Annotated in this window: 19 protein-coding genes; 9 read left to right on the top strand and 10 right to left on the bottom strand. The window is 30.9% G+C overall.

Features of this window, described 5'->3' with window-relative positions; all coding sequences use genetic code 11:
• Positions 1-48 precede the first annotated feature (48 nt).
• The 7 genes from WA340_RS00860 (at position 49) to WA340_RS00830 (ending at position 4,868) form a co-directional block, all read left to right on the top strand.
• Positions 49-345 carry a hypothetical protein gene (locus tag WA340_RS00860; RefSeq protein WP_336126903.1) on the top strand — a complete coding sequence of 99 codons (297 nt, stop codon included), beginning with the start codon at positions 49-51 and terminating at the stop codon, positions 343-345.
• A gap of 53 nt (positions 346-398) precedes the next feature.
• The gene (locus WA340_RS00855; RefSeq protein WP_336126902.1) at positions 399-1,181 is read left to right on the top strand and encodes an SDR family oxidoreductase; all 783 of its coding nucleotides are present in this window, start codon (positions 399-401) and stop codon (positions 1,179-1,181) included.
• 237 nt (positions 1,182-1,418) lie between these two features.
• Positions 1,419-1,910: a 3-hydroxyanthranilate 3,4-dioxygenase gene (locus tag WA340_RS00850; RefSeq protein WP_336126901.1), complete on the top strand. Its 492-nt coding sequence runs from the start codon at positions 1,419-1,421 to the stop codon at positions 1,908-1,910.
• A 67-nt stretch (positions 1,911-1,977) separates the two neighbouring features.
• Positions 1,978-3,063, top strand: a complete 1,086-nt coding sequence (locus tag WA340_RS00845) for an amidohydrolase family protein (protein WP_336126900.1) — start codon at positions 1,978-1,980, stop codon at positions 3,061-3,063.
• Positions 3,063-3,710 carry an O-methyltransferase gene (locus tag WA340_RS00840; protein WP_336126899.1) on the top strand — a complete coding sequence of 216 codons (648 nt, stop codon included), beginning with the start codon at positions 3,063-3,065 and terminating at the stop codon, positions 3,708-3,710. Before WA340_RS00845 ends, WA340_RS00840 begins: the two co-directional genes overlap by 1 nt.
• Positions 3,711-3,715: 5 nt before the next feature.
• Positions 3,716-4,495: a HipA family kinase gene (locus WA340_RS00835; RefSeq protein ID WP_336126898.1), complete on the top strand. Its 780-nt coding sequence runs from the start codon at positions 3,716-3,718 to the stop codon at positions 4,493-4,495.
• Complete coding sequence (locus WA340_RS00830) at positions 4,485-4,868, top strand: DUF3037 domain-containing protein (RefSeq protein ID WP_336126897.1); 384 nt, start codon at positions 4,485-4,487, stop codon at positions 4,866-4,868. Before WA340_RS00835 ends, WA340_RS00830 begins: the two co-directional genes overlap by 11 nt.
• Before the next feature lie 59 nt (positions 4,869-4,927).
• Here the strand turns inward: WA340_RS00830 and WA340_RS00825 are convergent, their stop codons facing one another.
• From WA340_RS00825 to WA340_RS00815, 3 genes are all read right to left on the bottom strand, one after another.
• Positions 4,928-6,448 (bottom strand): S8 family peptidase, encoded by a 1,521-nt coding sequence (locus tag WA340_RS00825; RefSeq protein WP_336126896.1) that lies wholly within the window; start codon positions 6,446-6,448, stop codon positions 4,928-4,930.
• Positions 6,449-6,708: 260 nt separating this feature from the next.
• A complete protein-coding gene (locus WA340_RS00820) occupies positions 6,709-6,996 on the bottom strand; it encodes a Sec-independent protein translocase subunit TatA/TatB (protein WP_336126895.1) in 288 nt (95 codons plus the stop codon).
• Positions 6,997-7,028: 32 nt separating this feature from the next.
• Positions 7,029-7,997 carry a type I phosphomannose isomerase catalytic subunit gene (locus tag WA340_RS00815; RefSeq protein WP_336126894.1) on the bottom strand — a complete coding sequence of 323 codons (969 nt, stop codon included), beginning with the start codon at positions 7,995-7,997 and terminating at the stop codon, positions 7,029-7,031.
• A gap of 113 nt (positions 7,998-8,110) precedes the next feature.
• On the opposite strand from WA340_RS00815, the gene WA340_RS00810 reads away from it, so the two are divergent.
• On the top strand, positions 8,111-9,874 hold the full coding sequence (locus tag WA340_RS00810) for an aromatic amino acid hydroxylase (protein WP_336126893.1): 1,764 nt from the start codon (positions 8,111-8,113) through the stop codon (positions 9,872-9,874).
• 1 nt (position 9,875) lies between these two features.
• Here WA340_RS00810 and WA340_RS00805 read toward each other — a convergent pair whose 3' ends face one another.
• Positions 9,876-10,628, bottom strand: coding sequence for an enoyl-CoA hydratase/isomerase family protein (locus WA340_RS00805; protein WP_336126892.1), 753 nt, complete (start codon positions 10,626-10,628; stop codon positions 9,876-9,878).
• A 113-nt stretch (positions 10,629-10,741) separates the two neighbouring features.
• Between WA340_RS00805 and WA340_RS00800 the strand changes: the two genes are divergently transcribed.
• Positions 10,742-11,053: a rhodanese-like domain-containing protein gene (locus tag WA340_RS00800; protein WP_336126891.1), complete on the top strand. Its 312-nt coding sequence runs from the start codon at positions 10,742-10,744 to the stop codon at positions 11,051-11,053.
• On the opposite strand, the gene WA340_RS00795 is transcribed toward WA340_RS00800, so the two are convergent.
• From WA340_RS00795 to WA340_RS00770, 6 genes are all read right to left on the bottom strand, one after another.
• Positions 11,048-11,647, bottom strand: coding sequence for a DUF4230 domain-containing protein (locus WA340_RS00795; RefSeq protein WP_336126890.1), 600 nt, complete (start codon positions 11,645-11,647; stop codon positions 11,048-11,050). The two genes, WA340_RS00800 and WA340_RS00795, sit on opposite strands and share 6 nt — an antisense overlap.
• Positions 11,648-11,969: 322 nt before the next feature.
• Positions 11,970-12,611, bottom strand: coding sequence for a response regulator (locus WA340_RS00790; RefSeq protein ID WP_106676638.1), 642 nt, complete (start codon positions 12,609-12,611; stop codon positions 11,970-11,972).
• Position 12,612: 1 nt separating this feature from the next.
• Complete coding sequence (locus tag WA340_RS00785; protein ID WP_106676636.1) at positions 12,613-12,876, bottom strand: hypothetical protein; 264 nt, start codon at positions 12,874-12,876, stop codon at positions 12,613-12,615.
• 87 nt (positions 12,877-12,963) lie between these two features.
• Positions 12,964-14,775: an ATP-binding protein gene (locus WA340_RS00780; RefSeq protein ID WP_336126889.1), complete on the bottom strand. Its 1,812-nt coding sequence runs from the start codon at positions 14,773-14,775 to the stop codon at positions 12,964-12,966.
• A gap of 146 nt (positions 14,776-14,921) precedes the next feature.
• Complete coding sequence (locus WA340_RS00775; RefSeq protein WP_336126888.1) at positions 14,922-16,811, bottom strand: outer membrane protein assembly factor BamB family protein; 1,890 nt, start codon at positions 16,809-16,811, stop codon at positions 14,922-14,924.
• 12 nt (positions 16,812-16,823) lie between these two features.
• A complete protein-coding gene (locus tag WA340_RS00770; RefSeq protein WP_336126887.1) occupies positions 16,824-17,273 on the bottom strand; it encodes a hypothetical protein in 450 nt (149 codons plus the stop codon).
• Positions 17,274-17,368: the final 95 nt, after the last annotated feature.

Raw genomic sequence — 17,368 nt, 5'->3', positions numbered from 1 at the left:
AATTATTAAAAATTGTTTAACTAAATTTCAACTTGAAACTCTATTTTAATGCCTACTGTTACGTTTAATAGAATAAGTGAATACGAAAATAGATTTAGGAAAATTCGGTTAGAAGTGAATGGTAAATTATTCACAAAAATAAATAATGGCGAAATAAAAAAACTAGAGTTACCTTATGGTAAACATTATTTTCAAGCAAAAATTGATTGGTGTACTTCAAATATCTTAGAAGTAGAACTTGTAGAAGATAAAGACATAAAGTTAATGAAAGGTAAAGGTTCTGCTCTATATAGGACAACCTTTGGATATAAAAAGTATTTATTATTACAGTTGGAAGTCAATTAAATATAACTTCCAGTTAACATTAAAAAAGATTCCTGCCTACGCAGAAAGTTATTATGAATCTAAACTTAAACAACAAATACGCACTAGTTTGTGGTAGCACAGCAGGAATTGGTAAAGCAACTGCTTTAGCTTTAGCTGAAGAAGGTGCAAATATCACACTAGTAGCAAGAAACGAAGACAAGCTAAAAGCGGTTTTAGCAGAATTACCAAAACACAGAAATCACGATTATATCGTAGCTGATTTTTCTAATCCAATGGAATTAAAAGAGAAAGTAGAAAGCTACATCAAAAACAATCACGGATTTCATGTCTTGGTAAACAACACTGGCGGACCTGCTGGCGGACCAGTTTTTGATGCGAAAATTGAAGAATTTGAAAGCGCTTTTACACAGCATTTAAAATGCAATCATGTATTAGTACAAGCTGTTGTTCCGTTTATGAAAGATGAAGAATATGGACGTATTATTAATGTGATTTCGACTTCTGTAAAACAGCCATTAGATGGACTTGGTGTAAGTAATACCATTCGTGGTGCAGTAGCCAATTGGAGTAAAACCTTGGCTAACGAGCTTGGACAATTTGGTGTTACCGTAAACAATGTGTTACCTGGCGCAACAGGAACAGAACGTTTAACCGAAATTATTAAAAACAAAAGTGCTAAAACTGGTAAAACAGAAGAAGAATCTGCTAACGCTATGAAAAGCGCTGTACCAGCAAAACGTTTTGCAAAACCAGAAGAATTAGCTGCTGCAATCACCTTTTTAGCTAGTGAAAAGGCGAGTTACATTAACGGAATTAACCTTCCGGTTGATGGTGGTAGAACAAAAAGTTTATAAGCCTAATATTTCAAAAATATTATTCTTAATTTTATTGAATTGATGAATTTGCGTTAAGGATTACTCACGCAATACATTTTTAAAAAGATGTGTTCGTGAACCTGAAGGTTTGAAGCGATATCCTTTTTTACGTCAGTTTGAGTGTTTTGCGAAGCATGAGCAAAATGTATCGAAAACAAGTAAAAAAGATATAGCGTAAAGCCTGACCCGATAGGGTAACGCCCAAAATATTATACTATGAGCAAGTTATTTCCTCCTATTAATTTTAAAGCATGGATTGAAGAAAACCGTCATTTACTAAAACCACCTGTTGGTAACAAAGTGGTTTGGAAAGATGCCGATGTTATTGTTATGGTTGTTGGTGGACCAAACGATAGACAAGATTATCACTATAATGAAACACCTGAATTTTTCTATCAAATTGAAGGTGATATGGTCTTAAAAGTGATTGAAGATGGTAAACCAAAAGATATTCATATTAAAGAAGGTGAAATTTTTGTGTTACCGCCAAAAGTACCACATTCACCTCAACGTAGTGCAAACACTGTTGGTTTGGTGATCGAATACCCTAGACCAGAAGGTGTTATGGATAAGTTACAATGGTACTCGGATGAAGATACAAGTCTGATTTATGAAGAAGAATTTATGCTTGATAATATAGAAACTGATATGCCTGCTATTTTTGACCGTTATAACGATATGGTTAAAAAAGGCGCTTTTAAAAAATAAATCAAATTACATCTAACCAACACAAAAACAGTTACTAAAATTTAAAATTTGGTAATCCCTTAAACAAATGAGCAGACGCAAACTAAGAATTAACGGTCATTCACACTTACTGCCTTACCCAGAAGAAATTCCGCAATTTATGAAAGATAAAGGTATTTTTTGGGTAGATAAAGACCGTAAATACATGCTTCAAAAAGATTGGAATAGACCCATTACAGATTCTAGTTTTTTCTTAAATGAAAAATTAGAATGGATGGAGCGCAACAAAATAGATCATGCAATTGTGCTAAACTTATCTCAGTTATATGGTAATGGTTTACGTGTTGAAGAAATGAAGCAAGCCTTACGTTTTCAAAATGATTTTAATGCAAAAATCCAGCATGAAAACCCAAGTAAATTTACTACTGGATTTGTAGTGCATCCAGGATTTGTACGTGGCGCTTGTTGGGAAATTGAACGCTGTGTGGAAGAATTAGGTATGCGTTTATTGTGTTTACCTACACATTACATGGATACGATTGGGACTTGGCGTTGTATTTTTGATGAAGAAAACGAACCTATTTTTGAATTAGCCAACAAGTATAATTTAGCTGTTGAAATTCATCCTTATGATGGTGAAAAATTTATCAAATTAGAAAACACATCGTGGCGATTTCATCTGATTTGGATGTTAGCACAATGTGCAGATGCATATCACTTTTTAACCTTAAATGGCTATCAAGACAAGTATCCAAACATGCGAACCTGTTTTGCGCATGGCGGACAATTGGCACAGATTAATTTAGGACGACGTATACAAGGTTTTGATGGTAGACCAGATTTATTTGAAGGTAAACATCACCCAAGAAAAGCTGTAGCGCATCCAAATATTTTCTTTGATACATTGGTACACGATACTGGCGGACTACAATTATTAATTAAAAATCAAACATCTAAACAAGTCTTAATGGGTTTAGACGATCCTTATCCTTTAGGTGAAATGGAAAGCGAAAAACAAAGTTCTTATCCTGGTAAAATATTAGATCTGGCTATAGAAAGAGATATTATTAATGAAACCGAACGTGATGCAATTTGGGAAGACAATGTAATACGTTGGCTTTGCGGAAATGATCAAGCTGAAAAGGATAAATTATATAAGCGAATTTTAGGATAATGTATTTTTTACCAGAAAAATTAGACGATTATGTTGTTGCTCATTCTGAAGAAGAGCCAGAATTACTACAACAACTAACTAGAGAAACCTACCAGAAAATTTTACAACCTATTATGCTTTCTGGACCGTATCAAGGTCGTGTATTAAGCATGATATCTAAATTAGTACATCCTAAAACTATTTTAGAATTAGGTACTTTTACAGGTTATGCTACACTTTGTTTAGCTGAAGGTTTAGATAAAAATGGTCAAATACATACTATAGATATTAATGAAGAATTGCATGATTTTCAGCGTAAATATTTTGATAAATCGGCTTATGGAGATCAAATCATTCAGCATACAGGAAGTGCTTTAGATATTATTCCTGCTTTAGATATGACATTTGATTTAGTATTTATTGATGCCGATAAACCTAATTACGTTAATTACTTTCATTTAATTATTGAAAAACTAAACCCTGGCGGAATTATTCTATCCGACAACGTATTATGGCACGGAAAAGTGGTTGAACCTTTAAACGAAAAAGACACATCTACAAAAGCTGTTTTAGAGTTTAATACACTTTTAAAAGACGACCATCGCATAGAAACTGTATTACTACCAATACGTGATGGACTGACTATTAGTAGAAAATTACCTTTTTAAATAATATGAATACATTAGAAATTAGAACTGTTGATGTCGTAAAATACATTACACCTTTAAGAGAAGGTGGTTCTTTACCTGCTATTGTTGAAGCTAGCGACGGTTTTCTCTATGTACTAAAATTTAGAGGTTCTGGTCAAGGAAAAAAAACACTAATTTCCGAATTAATTGGAGGTGAAATAGCACGTGCTATTGGTTTAAAAGTTCCTGAATTAGTGTTTATGAATTTAGACGATTCGTTTAGCAAAACGGAACCTGACGAAGAGATACAAGACTTACTTAAATTTAGTGTAGGCTTAAATTTAGGATTACATTATTTAAGTAGTTCTATTACTTACGACCCTTTAGCGTTTTATGTTAACAGTTTAACAGCTTCAAAAATTGTATTATTAGATAGTATTATTAGCAATATAGACAGAACAGCCAAAAACACAAATCTGCTTAACTGGAATAAAGAATTATGGGTTATTGATAATGGTGCTAGCTTCTATTTTCATCATAATTGGGCTACTTGGGAAAGTCATTTAACAAGAACATTTCCTCTTATAAAAGATCATGTACTAGTTAAACATGCTACACGTCTTGATGAAGCCTCAAAAACAATTATTGAAGCCTTAAATAAAAACACGTTAGAAACCATTATTAACACAATACCCGAAAATTGGCTACTAAATGAATCTGATGCGTTAAACCCAAATCAAATAAGAACTGCTTATTTGAGCTATTTAATTTCTAGACTATCAAACATTGATGCCCTAATAAACGAAATCGAAAATGCAAGATAAAGTCACTTTTGAATATGCCATAATTAGATTCGTTCCAAAGGTTGAACGTGAAGAATTTTTTAATGTTGGAGTCATTTTATACTCTAAACGAAAAAAATTTCTTGATGTTAAATATCATGTAGATAATGAGAAGTTAAAGGCTTTTTCTTGCGAACTTGACATAGAAGACATCAATAATCATTTGAAATCTTGGGAATTAATTTGTAGAGGCGAACCTTCATCTGGAGTAATTGGACAATTTGACCTTTCAGATAGATTTCGTTGGTTAGCAGCCTCAAGAAGCACAGTAATACAAAGTTCTAAAACACATTCTGGCTTAACCAATAAGCCAGAAGAAGAATTAAATAAAATTTTTGAAAAGTACGTATTATAACTAATATAAACAAAAAACCTCTCATTATTGAGAGGTTTTTTAATTTATAAAGAGCTTTATTATTGTACAGCTTGCAAAGCATCTATTGTTCCGTAACCAAAACTAGAATGTTTATTTGGATATAGATGTGCTGATTGTTTTAGTTTATTTAAGACTTGACTTCTACTCCAACTTGGATATTTAGACCAAACTAATGCAGCAATACCAGCAGTTGTTGCTGTAGCTACAGAAGATCCGCCTGTGTATTGTCGTTGTCCGTTATAAAACCCTAAAACTGGCGGATGTTTACTTGTATTATTATCACCTTCCATTACGATAGTAAAATCTATTTTATCACCTTCGTGACAAATATCACAAGTTTCATAATATGCGCCATCTGTAATACCAGTTACTGCAACTGTTTCGCTCATAGTTGCTGGAAAAATAACACCATACCAGTTAGTGAAGTTTGTAGATGTTCCACCAGCAGCAAAAATTAATTTTCCTTTACTATATGCGTATTTAACAGCATCTTTTATGTTACCAATTGACCACGGATAACCAATAGACATCGAGATTATTTTAACATCACTTCTGTTTCCTAATTGGGTCAATGCATCACTTACACCTTTACGCTCGTGATAATCATTTAAAACTACATCTTCCGTAGCTCTGTAAGCCACAAGATTTGCATTATAAGCAACACCAACTGGCATTCCGTTATCGTTACGTGGCGCAGCAATGGTAGACCCCATTTGTGTACCGTGACCACATTTATCATGTGGACCATCATAATTGCTACTCCACCACCAAGAAGAATCTATAAATGTCCCGTACTTTTGAACAAAACGACCGTTTGAATATCCGTCGTTAAAGCCAGAACTATTTAATAAGGTTTGAGATTGAGATACACCTGTATCTATTAATCCTACAGTAATACCTGATCCTGTTGAATAGTTCCATGCTTGTGGAATATTGTGCTGATAGAAGTGCCAAGACACTTGCGCATTATTTGGCGCTACAGTAGAATAATGTGCAGGATTTATAGTTTCTCCATTTTTAGAACATCCAGAATCTGACAAAGATCGTTGATTACTTGTGTTAGTAGAATAATATTGATTATATCCATTAGGCTCTAAATACCTAACACCATTGATTGATTTTAAGCGTTTTATTGTTTCAAAATTTTCAACCTGAACATCAACAACATTAATAATATCATGCTCTACCAATGTTTTTTCGCTTCGTTTATATCCTTCAGTAGCTTCTACAATTTGAAGAATATTTTCTAGGTTTTGTTTTAGTCTTTCAGATTTTACTTCACTAAAATATTCATCTTCTTGACCGTAACCTATCGTTAAAATATTATTACCGTGTGTAACTGCACTCCAAAGTGTATGTGCATCTACTTGGCTCCAATCAAAATCGCCAGTAGTCTCTAAACTTTCGGTTATTTTACTATTAATTTCTTGTACGGTTAAGGGTTCTTTTGCTTGTTCTTCTTGTAATGTTTGGTTATCAAACAATTCTTCTTCTTGACAAGATTGCATAAAAACAATTGCTAAACAAAATATTGCTAGCTTTAGGGGAAAAGTTTTCATAATTGATGGTTTATCGGTTAATCAATTAAATATATAAATAATTAACAAATATTAACTTATAAAATTATGAATTCTCTAAAAAAAAACAGAAGTTTAGTATAAAATTTAATATATATTCTAGCGATTAATCCCATTGAAGTATAATATACTATTGCACTAAAAAAGCTGAGATTAAAAAATAACTTTCTCTTCTACTTTCTTCTAAAATAAAAAGGATATAAAAGTATGGCGCGACACTTATGAAAATGTCTTAAAAAGATTTATTTGTTACGTTTTATTGAACCTGTAAACTGCTCTAAATCGTCTTTTACTTTGTTTAACTCTTCGTTTACTTCTTTGGTAATGTTTGTATCTATACCATTATTTTCTGCAGATTTAGTAATCTCATGTTTAATATCGTTGGTAGCGTCTTTTAGTGTACGCATACCTTTCCCTAATCCTTTAGCGATATCTGGTATATTTTTAGCTCCGAACAGCATAACAACCACCAAGAGTATGAAAAACACTTCTGGAGTACTTATAAATAAAAATGTTGTTGCCTTTATCATGCTGCAAATATACTAAGTTGTTTGTTTAGTACTTAAAAATAAACCTCCAAAATTTGAGTATCTTCAGACTTTAACATTACTTCTTTTATAGACGCTGGTAAAAGAATAGTTTCGCCTGCATTTAAGTTGTAACCTTTTTGTTGATGTTGAATTACAGCTTGACCAGAAACACACATGTAAATAACAAAAGAATCTACATTACTGTAATCTTTTTTTACTTCTCCTTTAATCGGTAAAAAATTAGATTTAAAATATGGAGAATGAATTAATTTATTAGATGTATTTAATTCTTTTTGATAATCAGTCTTGTAGCTACTTTCTACATTAAAATCAAGCACTTCTATAGCTTGATCTGTATGTAACTCTCTTGTTTTTCCGGTGGTTTTATCTACACGATCATAATCATAAACACGATAAGTGACATCTGATGTTTGCTGAATTTCTGCCAACATAACTCCTGCTCCAATAGCATGTATACGTCCAGTTGGAATATAAAATGCATCTCCCTTTTTTACATTTTCATGATGCATTACATCTAAAACAGATTTATCTTCTAAATGTTGTTTAAATTGTGTTTTATCAATTTCTTTTTCAAAACCTACAATAATATTAGCGTCTTGATCTGCTTGCATGATGTACCACATTTCGTTTTTCCCAAAGGAATTATGATGTGCTTTTGCATATTCATTATTAGGATGTACTTGTATTGAAAGTGGTGTTTTAGCATCTATAAATTTAATAAGCAACGGAAAAGCTTCACCAAACTGTTTATAAACGCTTTCTCCTAAAAATTCGCCTTTAAACTCTTGTATTAGTTGTTTTAAAGTGTATCCTTTTAATGACCCATCTGCAACTACTGTCTCATCATTTTGTACATCAGAGATTTCCCAAGATTCACCAATAGAATCTCCATCATAGTCTTTATTTAAAACGGTTTTTAATTTATTTCCGCCCCAAATTCTATACTTAAATAAAGGTTGAAATTTTAAAGGAGTTAACATTTGCTATTATTTTAATGCAAAAATAAAATTTTTATTGACTAATATACTGTTTTACAGCATTCTGTTTTTAGTGTAAATTTTAGTATTTTTACCTAATAGCAAACCCTATTACAATGAGCTTAAAAAATATAGAAACTAATCCGATTTTAGACCGTTTACCAAAGCATTTAACGCAATTTATAAAACCTCAAAACTACGAGGATTACAGTGCAATTGATCAAGCTGTTTGGCGTTATGCAATGCGTAAAAATGTAGATTATTTAAGCCAAGTAGCTCATAACTCTTATTTAGAAGGTTTAAAACAAACAGGAATTAGTATTGATGCTATACCAAATATGTATGGTATGAATCGTATTTTAAAAGAAATTGGTTGGGCTGCAGTCGCTGTTGATGGTTTTATCCCTCCAAATGCGTTTATGGAATTTCAAGCTTATAATGTTTTAGTAATTGCTAGTGATATTAGACAGTTAGAGCATATTGAATATACGCCTGCTCCAGATATTATTCATGAAGGTGCAGGACATGCTCCAATTATTGCAAATCCAGAATATGCTGAATATTTAAGACGTTTTGGAGAAATTGGCTGCAAAGCTATAAGTAGCGCCAAAGATTACGAATTATATGATGCTGTAAGACATCTTTCTATAATAAAAGAAGCGCCAAATACGCCACAAGACGAGATTGATAAAGCCGAAAAAAAAGTTGAAGATTTACAACAAAATATGGGTAAACCAAGTGAAATGGCTTTAATAAGAAATTTACATTGGTGGACTGTAGAATACGGTTTAATTGGCACGCTTGAACAGCCAAAAATTTACGGAGCAGGATTACTATCTTCTATTGGAGAAAGTGCTTGGTGCATGACCGATAAGGTAAAAAAACTACCGTATACTATTGAAGCAACTTTTCAGGATTTTGATATTACAAAACCGCAACCTCAACTATTTGTCACACCAGATTTTGCACACTTAAGTTTAGTTTTAGAAGAGTTTGCAAACACTATGGCATTACGTACTGGTGGCGCAAGCGCAGTAAATAAATTAATAGAAAGTAACGCACTAGGTACCATAGAATTAAGTACAGGTTTACAAATTTCGGGAGTATTTACTAATGTTATAGAAACTAACGGGAAAGTACACTACATCCAAACCACTGGTAAAACTGCATTAGCAAACCGTGATAAAGAATTAGTAGGACATAGTACTTTAGAGCATCCCGAAGGTTTTGGATCTCCAATAGGAAAATTAAAAGGTATTAATCTTGCTATTGAAGATATGTCGCCAAGAGATTTGCGTGCATATGATATTTATGAAGGTGAAACAGTAACGCTTGAATTTGAAGGCAATATTACCGTAACTGGCGAAATTATTACCGGAACAAGAAACCTACAAGGAAAAATTATATTAATAAGCTTTAAAAACTGTACCGTAAAACATAACGATACGGTTTTATTTAAACCAGAATGGGGGCAGTATGATATGGCTGTAGGAAAAGAGGTTATATCTGGATATTCTGGACCTGCAGATTTACATAGCTTCGATTTGATTTCTCATAAAATTAGTAGCAATACCATTCATGAGGAAAAATCACCAGAAAAGCTTGAACTTATTTCACTTTACCAACAAGTAAGAGATTATAGAGAAGGTACTAATAAAACCATTTCTAGAACTAAAGTTTTAGAACAGTTACAAGATAAATTCCCTAACGATTGGCTTTTACCTGTAGAGTTGTACGAATTAGCTTTTAAAGGAAATGAAAAAGAATTATGTACTTCTATTTTAAACCATCTAGAAACCATTAAACAAAACAGACCTAAAATTGGTCATTTAATAGATGACGGTATTAAAATTGTAAATGAAGAACCTGTTTTAAGTTAAACTACTTATAACTAGCTAGCTTTTCTTTTGTAAAACTACTTAGTACTAATTTACCGCTAATTTTGGCGCGTTCTTTAAGTAACGTGTCCCAATTTTCGGTGTTTTGCCATAGTACGTTTTTTAGTTCTGATAACGCTTCTGGATTATAACTTGCTAATTTATTTGCTAGTTCGATGACTGCTTGGTCTAATTCTTCAATGGTTTCAAAAACATTTGCATAAAGTCCTTTGTCTTTAGCGTATTCTGCCGTGTAAAAATTTTCGGCATCAATAGTCATTTGCGAAAATGCGGTTGCTCCTATTTTTTTAGACACTGCTGGCTCGATTACAAATGGTCCAATACCAATACTAATTTCGCTTAATTTAATAGCTGCATATTTGGTTGCTAAACAATAATCTGTTGCGCAAGCCAAACCAACGCCTCCGCCAACAGCTTTACCTTGCACACGACCAATTATAATTTTTCCGCAGGTACGCATGGCGTTTATGACATTTGCAAATCCTGAAAAAAACTGCTCACCTTCATCTAAATTATCAATAGCAACCAGTTCTTTAAAACTTGCTCCTGCACAAAATGTACGGTCGCCACCACTTTTTAAAACAATTACTTTTACAGTTTCGTCTTTACCTGCGTTGGTGATTACTTGCGCTAATTCTTTTAAAATTGGGCTTGGCATAGCATTGTGCTCTGGTGTGAAAAATTCGATAAATGCTATTTGATTTACAAGTGATTGCTTGACGTAAGCTTGAGCCATAATTTTGAATTTAGTTATTTAATTACAAATTTAAGGGTTTAAAATACAAGTAACAATTGTTACAGTATTAGTATTTGTAATTTGTATTTTTGTAACAAATTTAAACTACAATTATGGGATTATTTGGTTTCTTATTTGGTAATAAAAACGAAAAGTTAAACGATTTTAAAAATAGAAATGCTATTATTTTAGACGTTAGATCTAAAGCTGAGTATGATTCTGGTGCAATTCCTGGTTCTAAGCATATTCCTTTACAATCTATACCTACTAAAATAACAGATATAAAGAAGTGGAACAAACCTGTAATTACATGTTGTGCTAGTGGTATGCGATCTGGAAGTGCTGCAGCTATTTTACGACAAAATGGTGTTGAGACTATAAATGGTGGCGGTTGGCTTAACCTTGCTAAAAAGTTAGACTTATAATTTTAAATCTTCTACTTTATCTATTACTTTTTGGTTGTATTGCAATGTCCAACCTAAACTATTGGTTAAAATATAGAATTTAGATAGCTCACTAACTAATCTATTCTCTGCATTTGATTTTAAATTAGATGCATTTATCTTTTTAGTTATTTGCTGTTTTACTTTTTTGTTGATAGCATTATAGTCTTCGGCTTTAAAAGGATTTAAAAAGTCTGCTTGTACATCATAATATTCTAACTCAGGGAAAATTTTTATTTCTTGTTCTGGTATTTTTGTAATGGTTAGTGTTTTATTTTCTTCGTCTAAATTAAATTCAATTTTACTTAAATCGTAAGCAACCGTCACTTCTGCATTAACAACAACTAGTGCTTTTTTTTCAACCTCTATTAAATCTCCAAATACTGCTTTGCTATTTTTATAGCTAAAAACTTCGCTAAAATTACCTTCGGTAACAACTAGCTTACTAACGTTTTTTATTTGCTTTTCTATTAATGCAGAATGTTCTTGAATAAGAATTTCTTCTTTATTAGAACATTTATTTATGATAAATATAACCATTAAAGTTATGCATATTCCTACTACTATTTTTCTCATATTTTAAAGGTAAATAAAAAAGCACCAATGTTTACTATAAACAAAAGATGCTTTTTTATATGTAGATTAATAGCCTTGCAAAAATAAATTTATATTATTGAGGCTAAATGATTTAAATGTTACCAAATTGATAATAAAAAAACACCAGATTTAACAAACTCTTAATAAGTTTATTAATCTGGTGCTTATAGTGAAATATGATTAATAGCTTTATAAAATTAGAACTATCTTTGAGTTTGTATCTTTTTTTTCGACCAAAAGAACATATCTTAGTTTAAGATACTATTTGTAGATTTTATCTTACAAAATATACTGAAAACCTCTAAATCAGATTATTACGCCTTGCTTTTTGTACGGCTTCTAATTTTGAGTGCACTTGTAGCTTTGAGTAAATATTTTCTATATGTTTTCTTACTGTAGAAGGTGATAAAAACAAATTATCTGCTATAACTTTATAACTTAATCCTTTTGACAATTGCTCTAAAACCTCAACTTCTCTGTTGGTTAAATTAATTTCTTCTTTTGATACATCTTTAAAATCTACTGGATTACGGAGTAACTTTAATGTTTTTAATGCAATGGAAGGATTCATAGCTGCTCCACCATTTAAGGTATCTACAATACCATTAAATAGCTCATGTGGATTAACATCTTTTAATAAATACCCATCTGCTCCTGCTTTTATGGCGTTAAAAATATTCTCGTCATTATCAAAAACCGTTAGCATAATTATTTTTATTTGCGGATACTTTTGTTTTACAGCTAATGTTGTTTCGATACCGTTTAAGACAGGCATTTCTATATCCATTAAAAGCGCGTCTAAATTATGGTCTTTATCAAGTTTTTCTAATAAATCTGCACCATTATTGGCGGTATATTTTACCTGAATTTCTTCAAAAAAAGAGAGCTTCTCTTTTATAGAAGAAATTAAAAAACTGTTATCGTCTATAATAGCTATTTTCATTTTAGTTGCTCTCTTTATTAATTGAAATTTGTTTTAAAATTTCAATTTGATTTTTAATTATAGATATTTTAATGTTAATCCTTTTGATATTAATTTTTGAATTTTGTTTAGCCAAATACTCTTTTAGATTGGTTTGCTTGTCTAACTTATTTTGAAAATCATGAACAATTAAATTATGATGATGTATTTCTTTTTTAACAACATTAAAATGCCAAAAAAGTAATATTAAAGTAACTAAGAATAGTATAAAAATTGGATAGTTCATAACGCAAATATTGAACATTAGATGACTATCAAATTTAAAAAAGATTAATAGTTTTTAAAATAAGGCAATTGCCCTATTTAATAAAGATTACATTTCAAATTTTATGGTAATTTCTGTTCCTTGGTCGGAAGATTTCATTTCAAAATCTGCATCAATTTCATTTGCTCTTTTCTTCATAGATGACAGACCATTACCAGCCTCTATAGTTGATTGATCAAACCCAATACCATTGTCTATAATCGAAATTTTCAAATCGTTATTTACTATCTCAAAATTAACTACAATTTTAGTTGCTTTTGCGTGTTTTACCGCATTATTTATTGCTTCTTGAATGATGCGATATACGTCTATTCCTTGAAGTGAATTAAGCTTAACATTATCTGTATCCTTAGGATAATTAAACTCAAAATCAATACCTAATAAAGAGGTTTTTGCTGCTTCTATAAAATTGGTGGTTCTTGTTTTAAGGTCTTCAAAAGTAATTTCTTCTTTATTCATTGCCCAAATCGTATCTCGTAAATCGGTAATTGTACTTCGGGTAAAGTTGCCTATAGAATCAAACTTATTATAAAGTTTTTCTTTGGTGAAATCAAAATATTTCAAATTGTCTAAAGAAGAAATTATAAAGGTTAATTGAGAACCGATATTATCGTGTAAATCTTTAGAAATAGCTAATCGCTGTTCTTGTAAATTATTTTGATTTTCAATTTTTATTAAAGCCTCTTTTAGTTCGTTTTCTTTAATTATTTGCTTGTTTTTTAAGCGTTGTTGTTTATAAACTAAATAACCTATTAATCCTAAAAAGAAAGCTAAACCAAATGCGTAATAAGTTAAGGTGGTTTTTCTCTTTATTTTTGCTTCTTTAATTAATATATCAGATTTTGCTTCTGCTAGTTGTTTTTCTTTTTTTTCGGTTTCAAATTGTATTTGGAGTTCTTCTATCTTATTCTGCGTTGCTACATTGTCTGTACTATCCTTTAAAGCTTGAAATCTTTCATGAAAGTCTAAAGCATCTTTGTATTTGTTTAGTTTTTTATAGCATGTAGCAATATTTTGATAACAGTATTTTTCTAAATGTTTGTACTTGTATTTATTAGCTAATTCTGCACAGGTTTTATAATTATCAATAGCTTTAATGTAGTTTTTTTCTTGTTGAAAAATTTCTGCTATATGCACGTAGTTTACAGTTATTCCATAATTATCTGCAATTTTATTTCGTATAACCGAAGAGCTATCTACGTAGGTTTTAGCTAAGTCATAGTTTTGTTTTTCGGCAAACGTATTAGCTATATTTGCGTAGCTATAACCAAGCCCTATACTATCTTTTAACTGCTTCTTTATAGCTAAAGATTTATATTGATAGTATAAAGCGCTATCAAGTTTTTTGTCCATACTTAGCAATACGCCATAATTGTCATATACTGGATTTAAACCTTCTAAATCATTTTCAATTTCTAGTAGTTTTATTCCTTTTTGCATGTAATAAAACCCTTTATCTAAGTCTCTAGTTTTTAAGTTGTAGCCTAAACCACCGTAAGCTATACCTGCTTTTGTATTATTTTTTTGATGTTCAAAAATTCTTATTGCTTGCAAAGTGTACTCTAACCCTTGATCAAATTTATTTTGATACGATTTAAGTTGACCGTATTTAAACATAATTTCGCCTAAAGCAATACTATCGTTTATATTTTTAGATAGTTCTATACCTTTATTAAACAATTGTTCTGACTTTTCTAGCTCTGCGACAAAACTTCCGTAGGGAATTTCAATAATAGTATTTAAAGCTTGTTTTGGCTTTTGGGTTTTAATTTGGTTGCTTATACTATCTAGATATGTGTTTTGATCTTGAGCGAAGAGATTAAATCCTATAAAAAAGAAAATGAAATAATAGCGATTCATTTATGTTGGTTTTAGTCTTATAAAGTAAAGTGATAAATATTAAATTTCAAAAAAGCTAAAAAAATAAACACCAACTTATAAGTAAAACTTATTTTAAATGTTGGTGTTTACAGATTGATTAATAGCGCGTTTTTAGTATTTACATACTATAATTTATATGCATAGATGGTGCTTTTATTGGCTTTATAAAAGAGCACACCAGCTACTTCGTCTACTTGATATTCTGGTTTTTTGTCTTTAAGAATAATTTCTTTATCTACATTACCATTATCTTTATTTACTTTAACTAAACCAACGCCATCATCTAATTTAGTTAAAATGAATTGTGAATTCTCTGTAGCTGCAGTTGCTTTAAAACGTTTTGACATGATTTTAAAAGACTCGTCTGCTATAGAGGCAAACATATCTGCAGCTCTTTTGTTTTCTTTTCCATAATCATTGTAGTTATCTAGATTATTAGCACTACCGTATCGTGTTTTATTTAAACCTGCTTGATAAGAATGCGCCATAGTTAGTGCTGTAGACGCTACAGCTACTACGCCAGATAAGGCTTTCATAAAACCGCTTTTTGATGGTGATTTATAGTATTTATGATACACTTCGTTACCATCTTTATCTAAAACCATCATATTTTGAGATGAGGCTAGGTAAATGTTTCCGTTTCTCATCTCCATTTGGTTAGCGTCTTCTTTTTCGTCAAATTTTACTTTTGCAAAATCTTGTGCATCGCCAGAATTTGCATCAATACTAAAAATAGTACCATCTGCTGCAATTAAATATCTATTATTATCGGCATCAAAAGTTGACGCTACAGAAGCTGAATTTTTATATTTTAATGGCTTATCCCAAACTTGCTCACCTGTTTTTAGGTTAACAATATTTGCATCTTCGCTAGTTATGTAAATTAATCCTTGAGGAGAATTTGCCATAACCATTATATTTTCTCCTGTTTTTAATGGTTTTTTAAATAACGTTTCTCCTTCAAAAGAAATCTTATTTATTCCTCCTTGCTGGATTCCGAATAAAATCCCATCATCCTGCACATAAAAGTGCTGCACATAACCTTTAGTTTTTGGTGCTTTTTCCCAAAGATCTTCTCCTGTACTAGCACTTAAAAAAGCGATTTCAGATTCGTTTTTTTGAGAGAATACACTTTTATCTCCGCCATCACTTTTGTTACTAACAACAGCTATACCTTGTGGTAATATTTCAAAATTAGATACAATTCCTTTTACTTTTCTATCGTCTTGCCATAGCTCTTTTCCATCTGCTCCAATTTTATGTATTCTTGTGTTTTTTCCGTTTGTTGTGGTTTCAAAACCATAAATTTCTTTTTCAGATTTATCAGACACCATCCATGCTACTCTTTTAATCTTGTTTGTCCATAAATCTTCTCCTGTATGAGATTTTGCAATTAAGCCTTGCGCAGTAGGAATGATTAAAAAATCTTTTAATAATAATGGTAATCCTGTAACACTAAAATCTTTTGATATACCTACTCTACCTGGCTTATCTAAGAAAAAACTATAATCTAATTGTTGTGTGCTTAAATCGTAAACTGCAACTTTAGGTGTCATTTTTTCGGCTTTTGTACCTACTTTTTGGATACCACTAACTACTAATTTATTATCTGGTAAAAAGATATTACATGTGTAAACTTGATTCCAATTATCATTATCTGAATTAAAAATTACTTGTCCTGTTATGTAATTAATAACTGCTCTTTTTGTTTTAGCAATACCTGCAAATTTAGAGCCTGCTCCTTGTGATACAATGATATATGGAGAATCTTCTACAAAAATGGTTTCTTCTGGAGTTAACTTACCAAAATTATTAAATGTAAATGTAGGCGTACTTGTTTCTGGATTTATTCCAACTAAACCATCGTTAGTTGCGACTACTAAAATGCCACCAACAGTTAATGTCATTTCATTAATTGTTGCACCTAAATCGTAAGAATTGTTAGGTTGCTCAGCTTTTTGTGCCAATGATAATTGAACACAAAAAATAATTAAAAATAGATTGATTGTTTTCATTATAGCTTATTATTAAAATATAGTATTATTAGAATCTTTACTTATTGCTAAAGTCACACCTGTTTGAAATAACTTTACGGCACTTACAAATGTTTTGTCAGAAAAACCATTATCTATCCAAAAATAATAGTAAAAAGATACAGAATGCGCTGACTCATTATAATGACACTTGATCATTAGTACATCTTTATTAATCGCATTAAATACTTCTAAAATTTCATCTTTTTTAGCACCTTCTTTTAATGTATATAGAGTACTTATGCTTATAAATCTTTTTTGAGAATCAATATCTAAATAAAGTGTTCGGTTATCTTTTATTTTTACAAAAGTGTCCTTTACTTCTAATACATCTATATATGCATTTTTAAAAATGTTTTCTAAATATTGAGGTGTTACATCATCTGGAGAAGATAATTTTTCTTGAGAAAAAGATTGAGTAGATACACTCAATAAAACAAGCAACAATAATAGTTTTAGATTTTTCATTCAATTTCGGTTTTAAATTATAATCCAAAATTGAAATAAAACAACAAAAATGTAAATACGTCATTTGGCGT

It is taken from the genome of Mesoflavibacter sp. CH_XMU1422-2, assembly GCF_037029245.1.
Lineage (GTDB): Bacteria > Bacteroidota > Bacteroidia > Flavobacteriales > Flavobacteriaceae > Mesoflavibacter > Mesoflavibacter zeaxanthinifaciens.
This window is presented reverse-complemented; position numbering and strand designations above follow the sequence as displayed.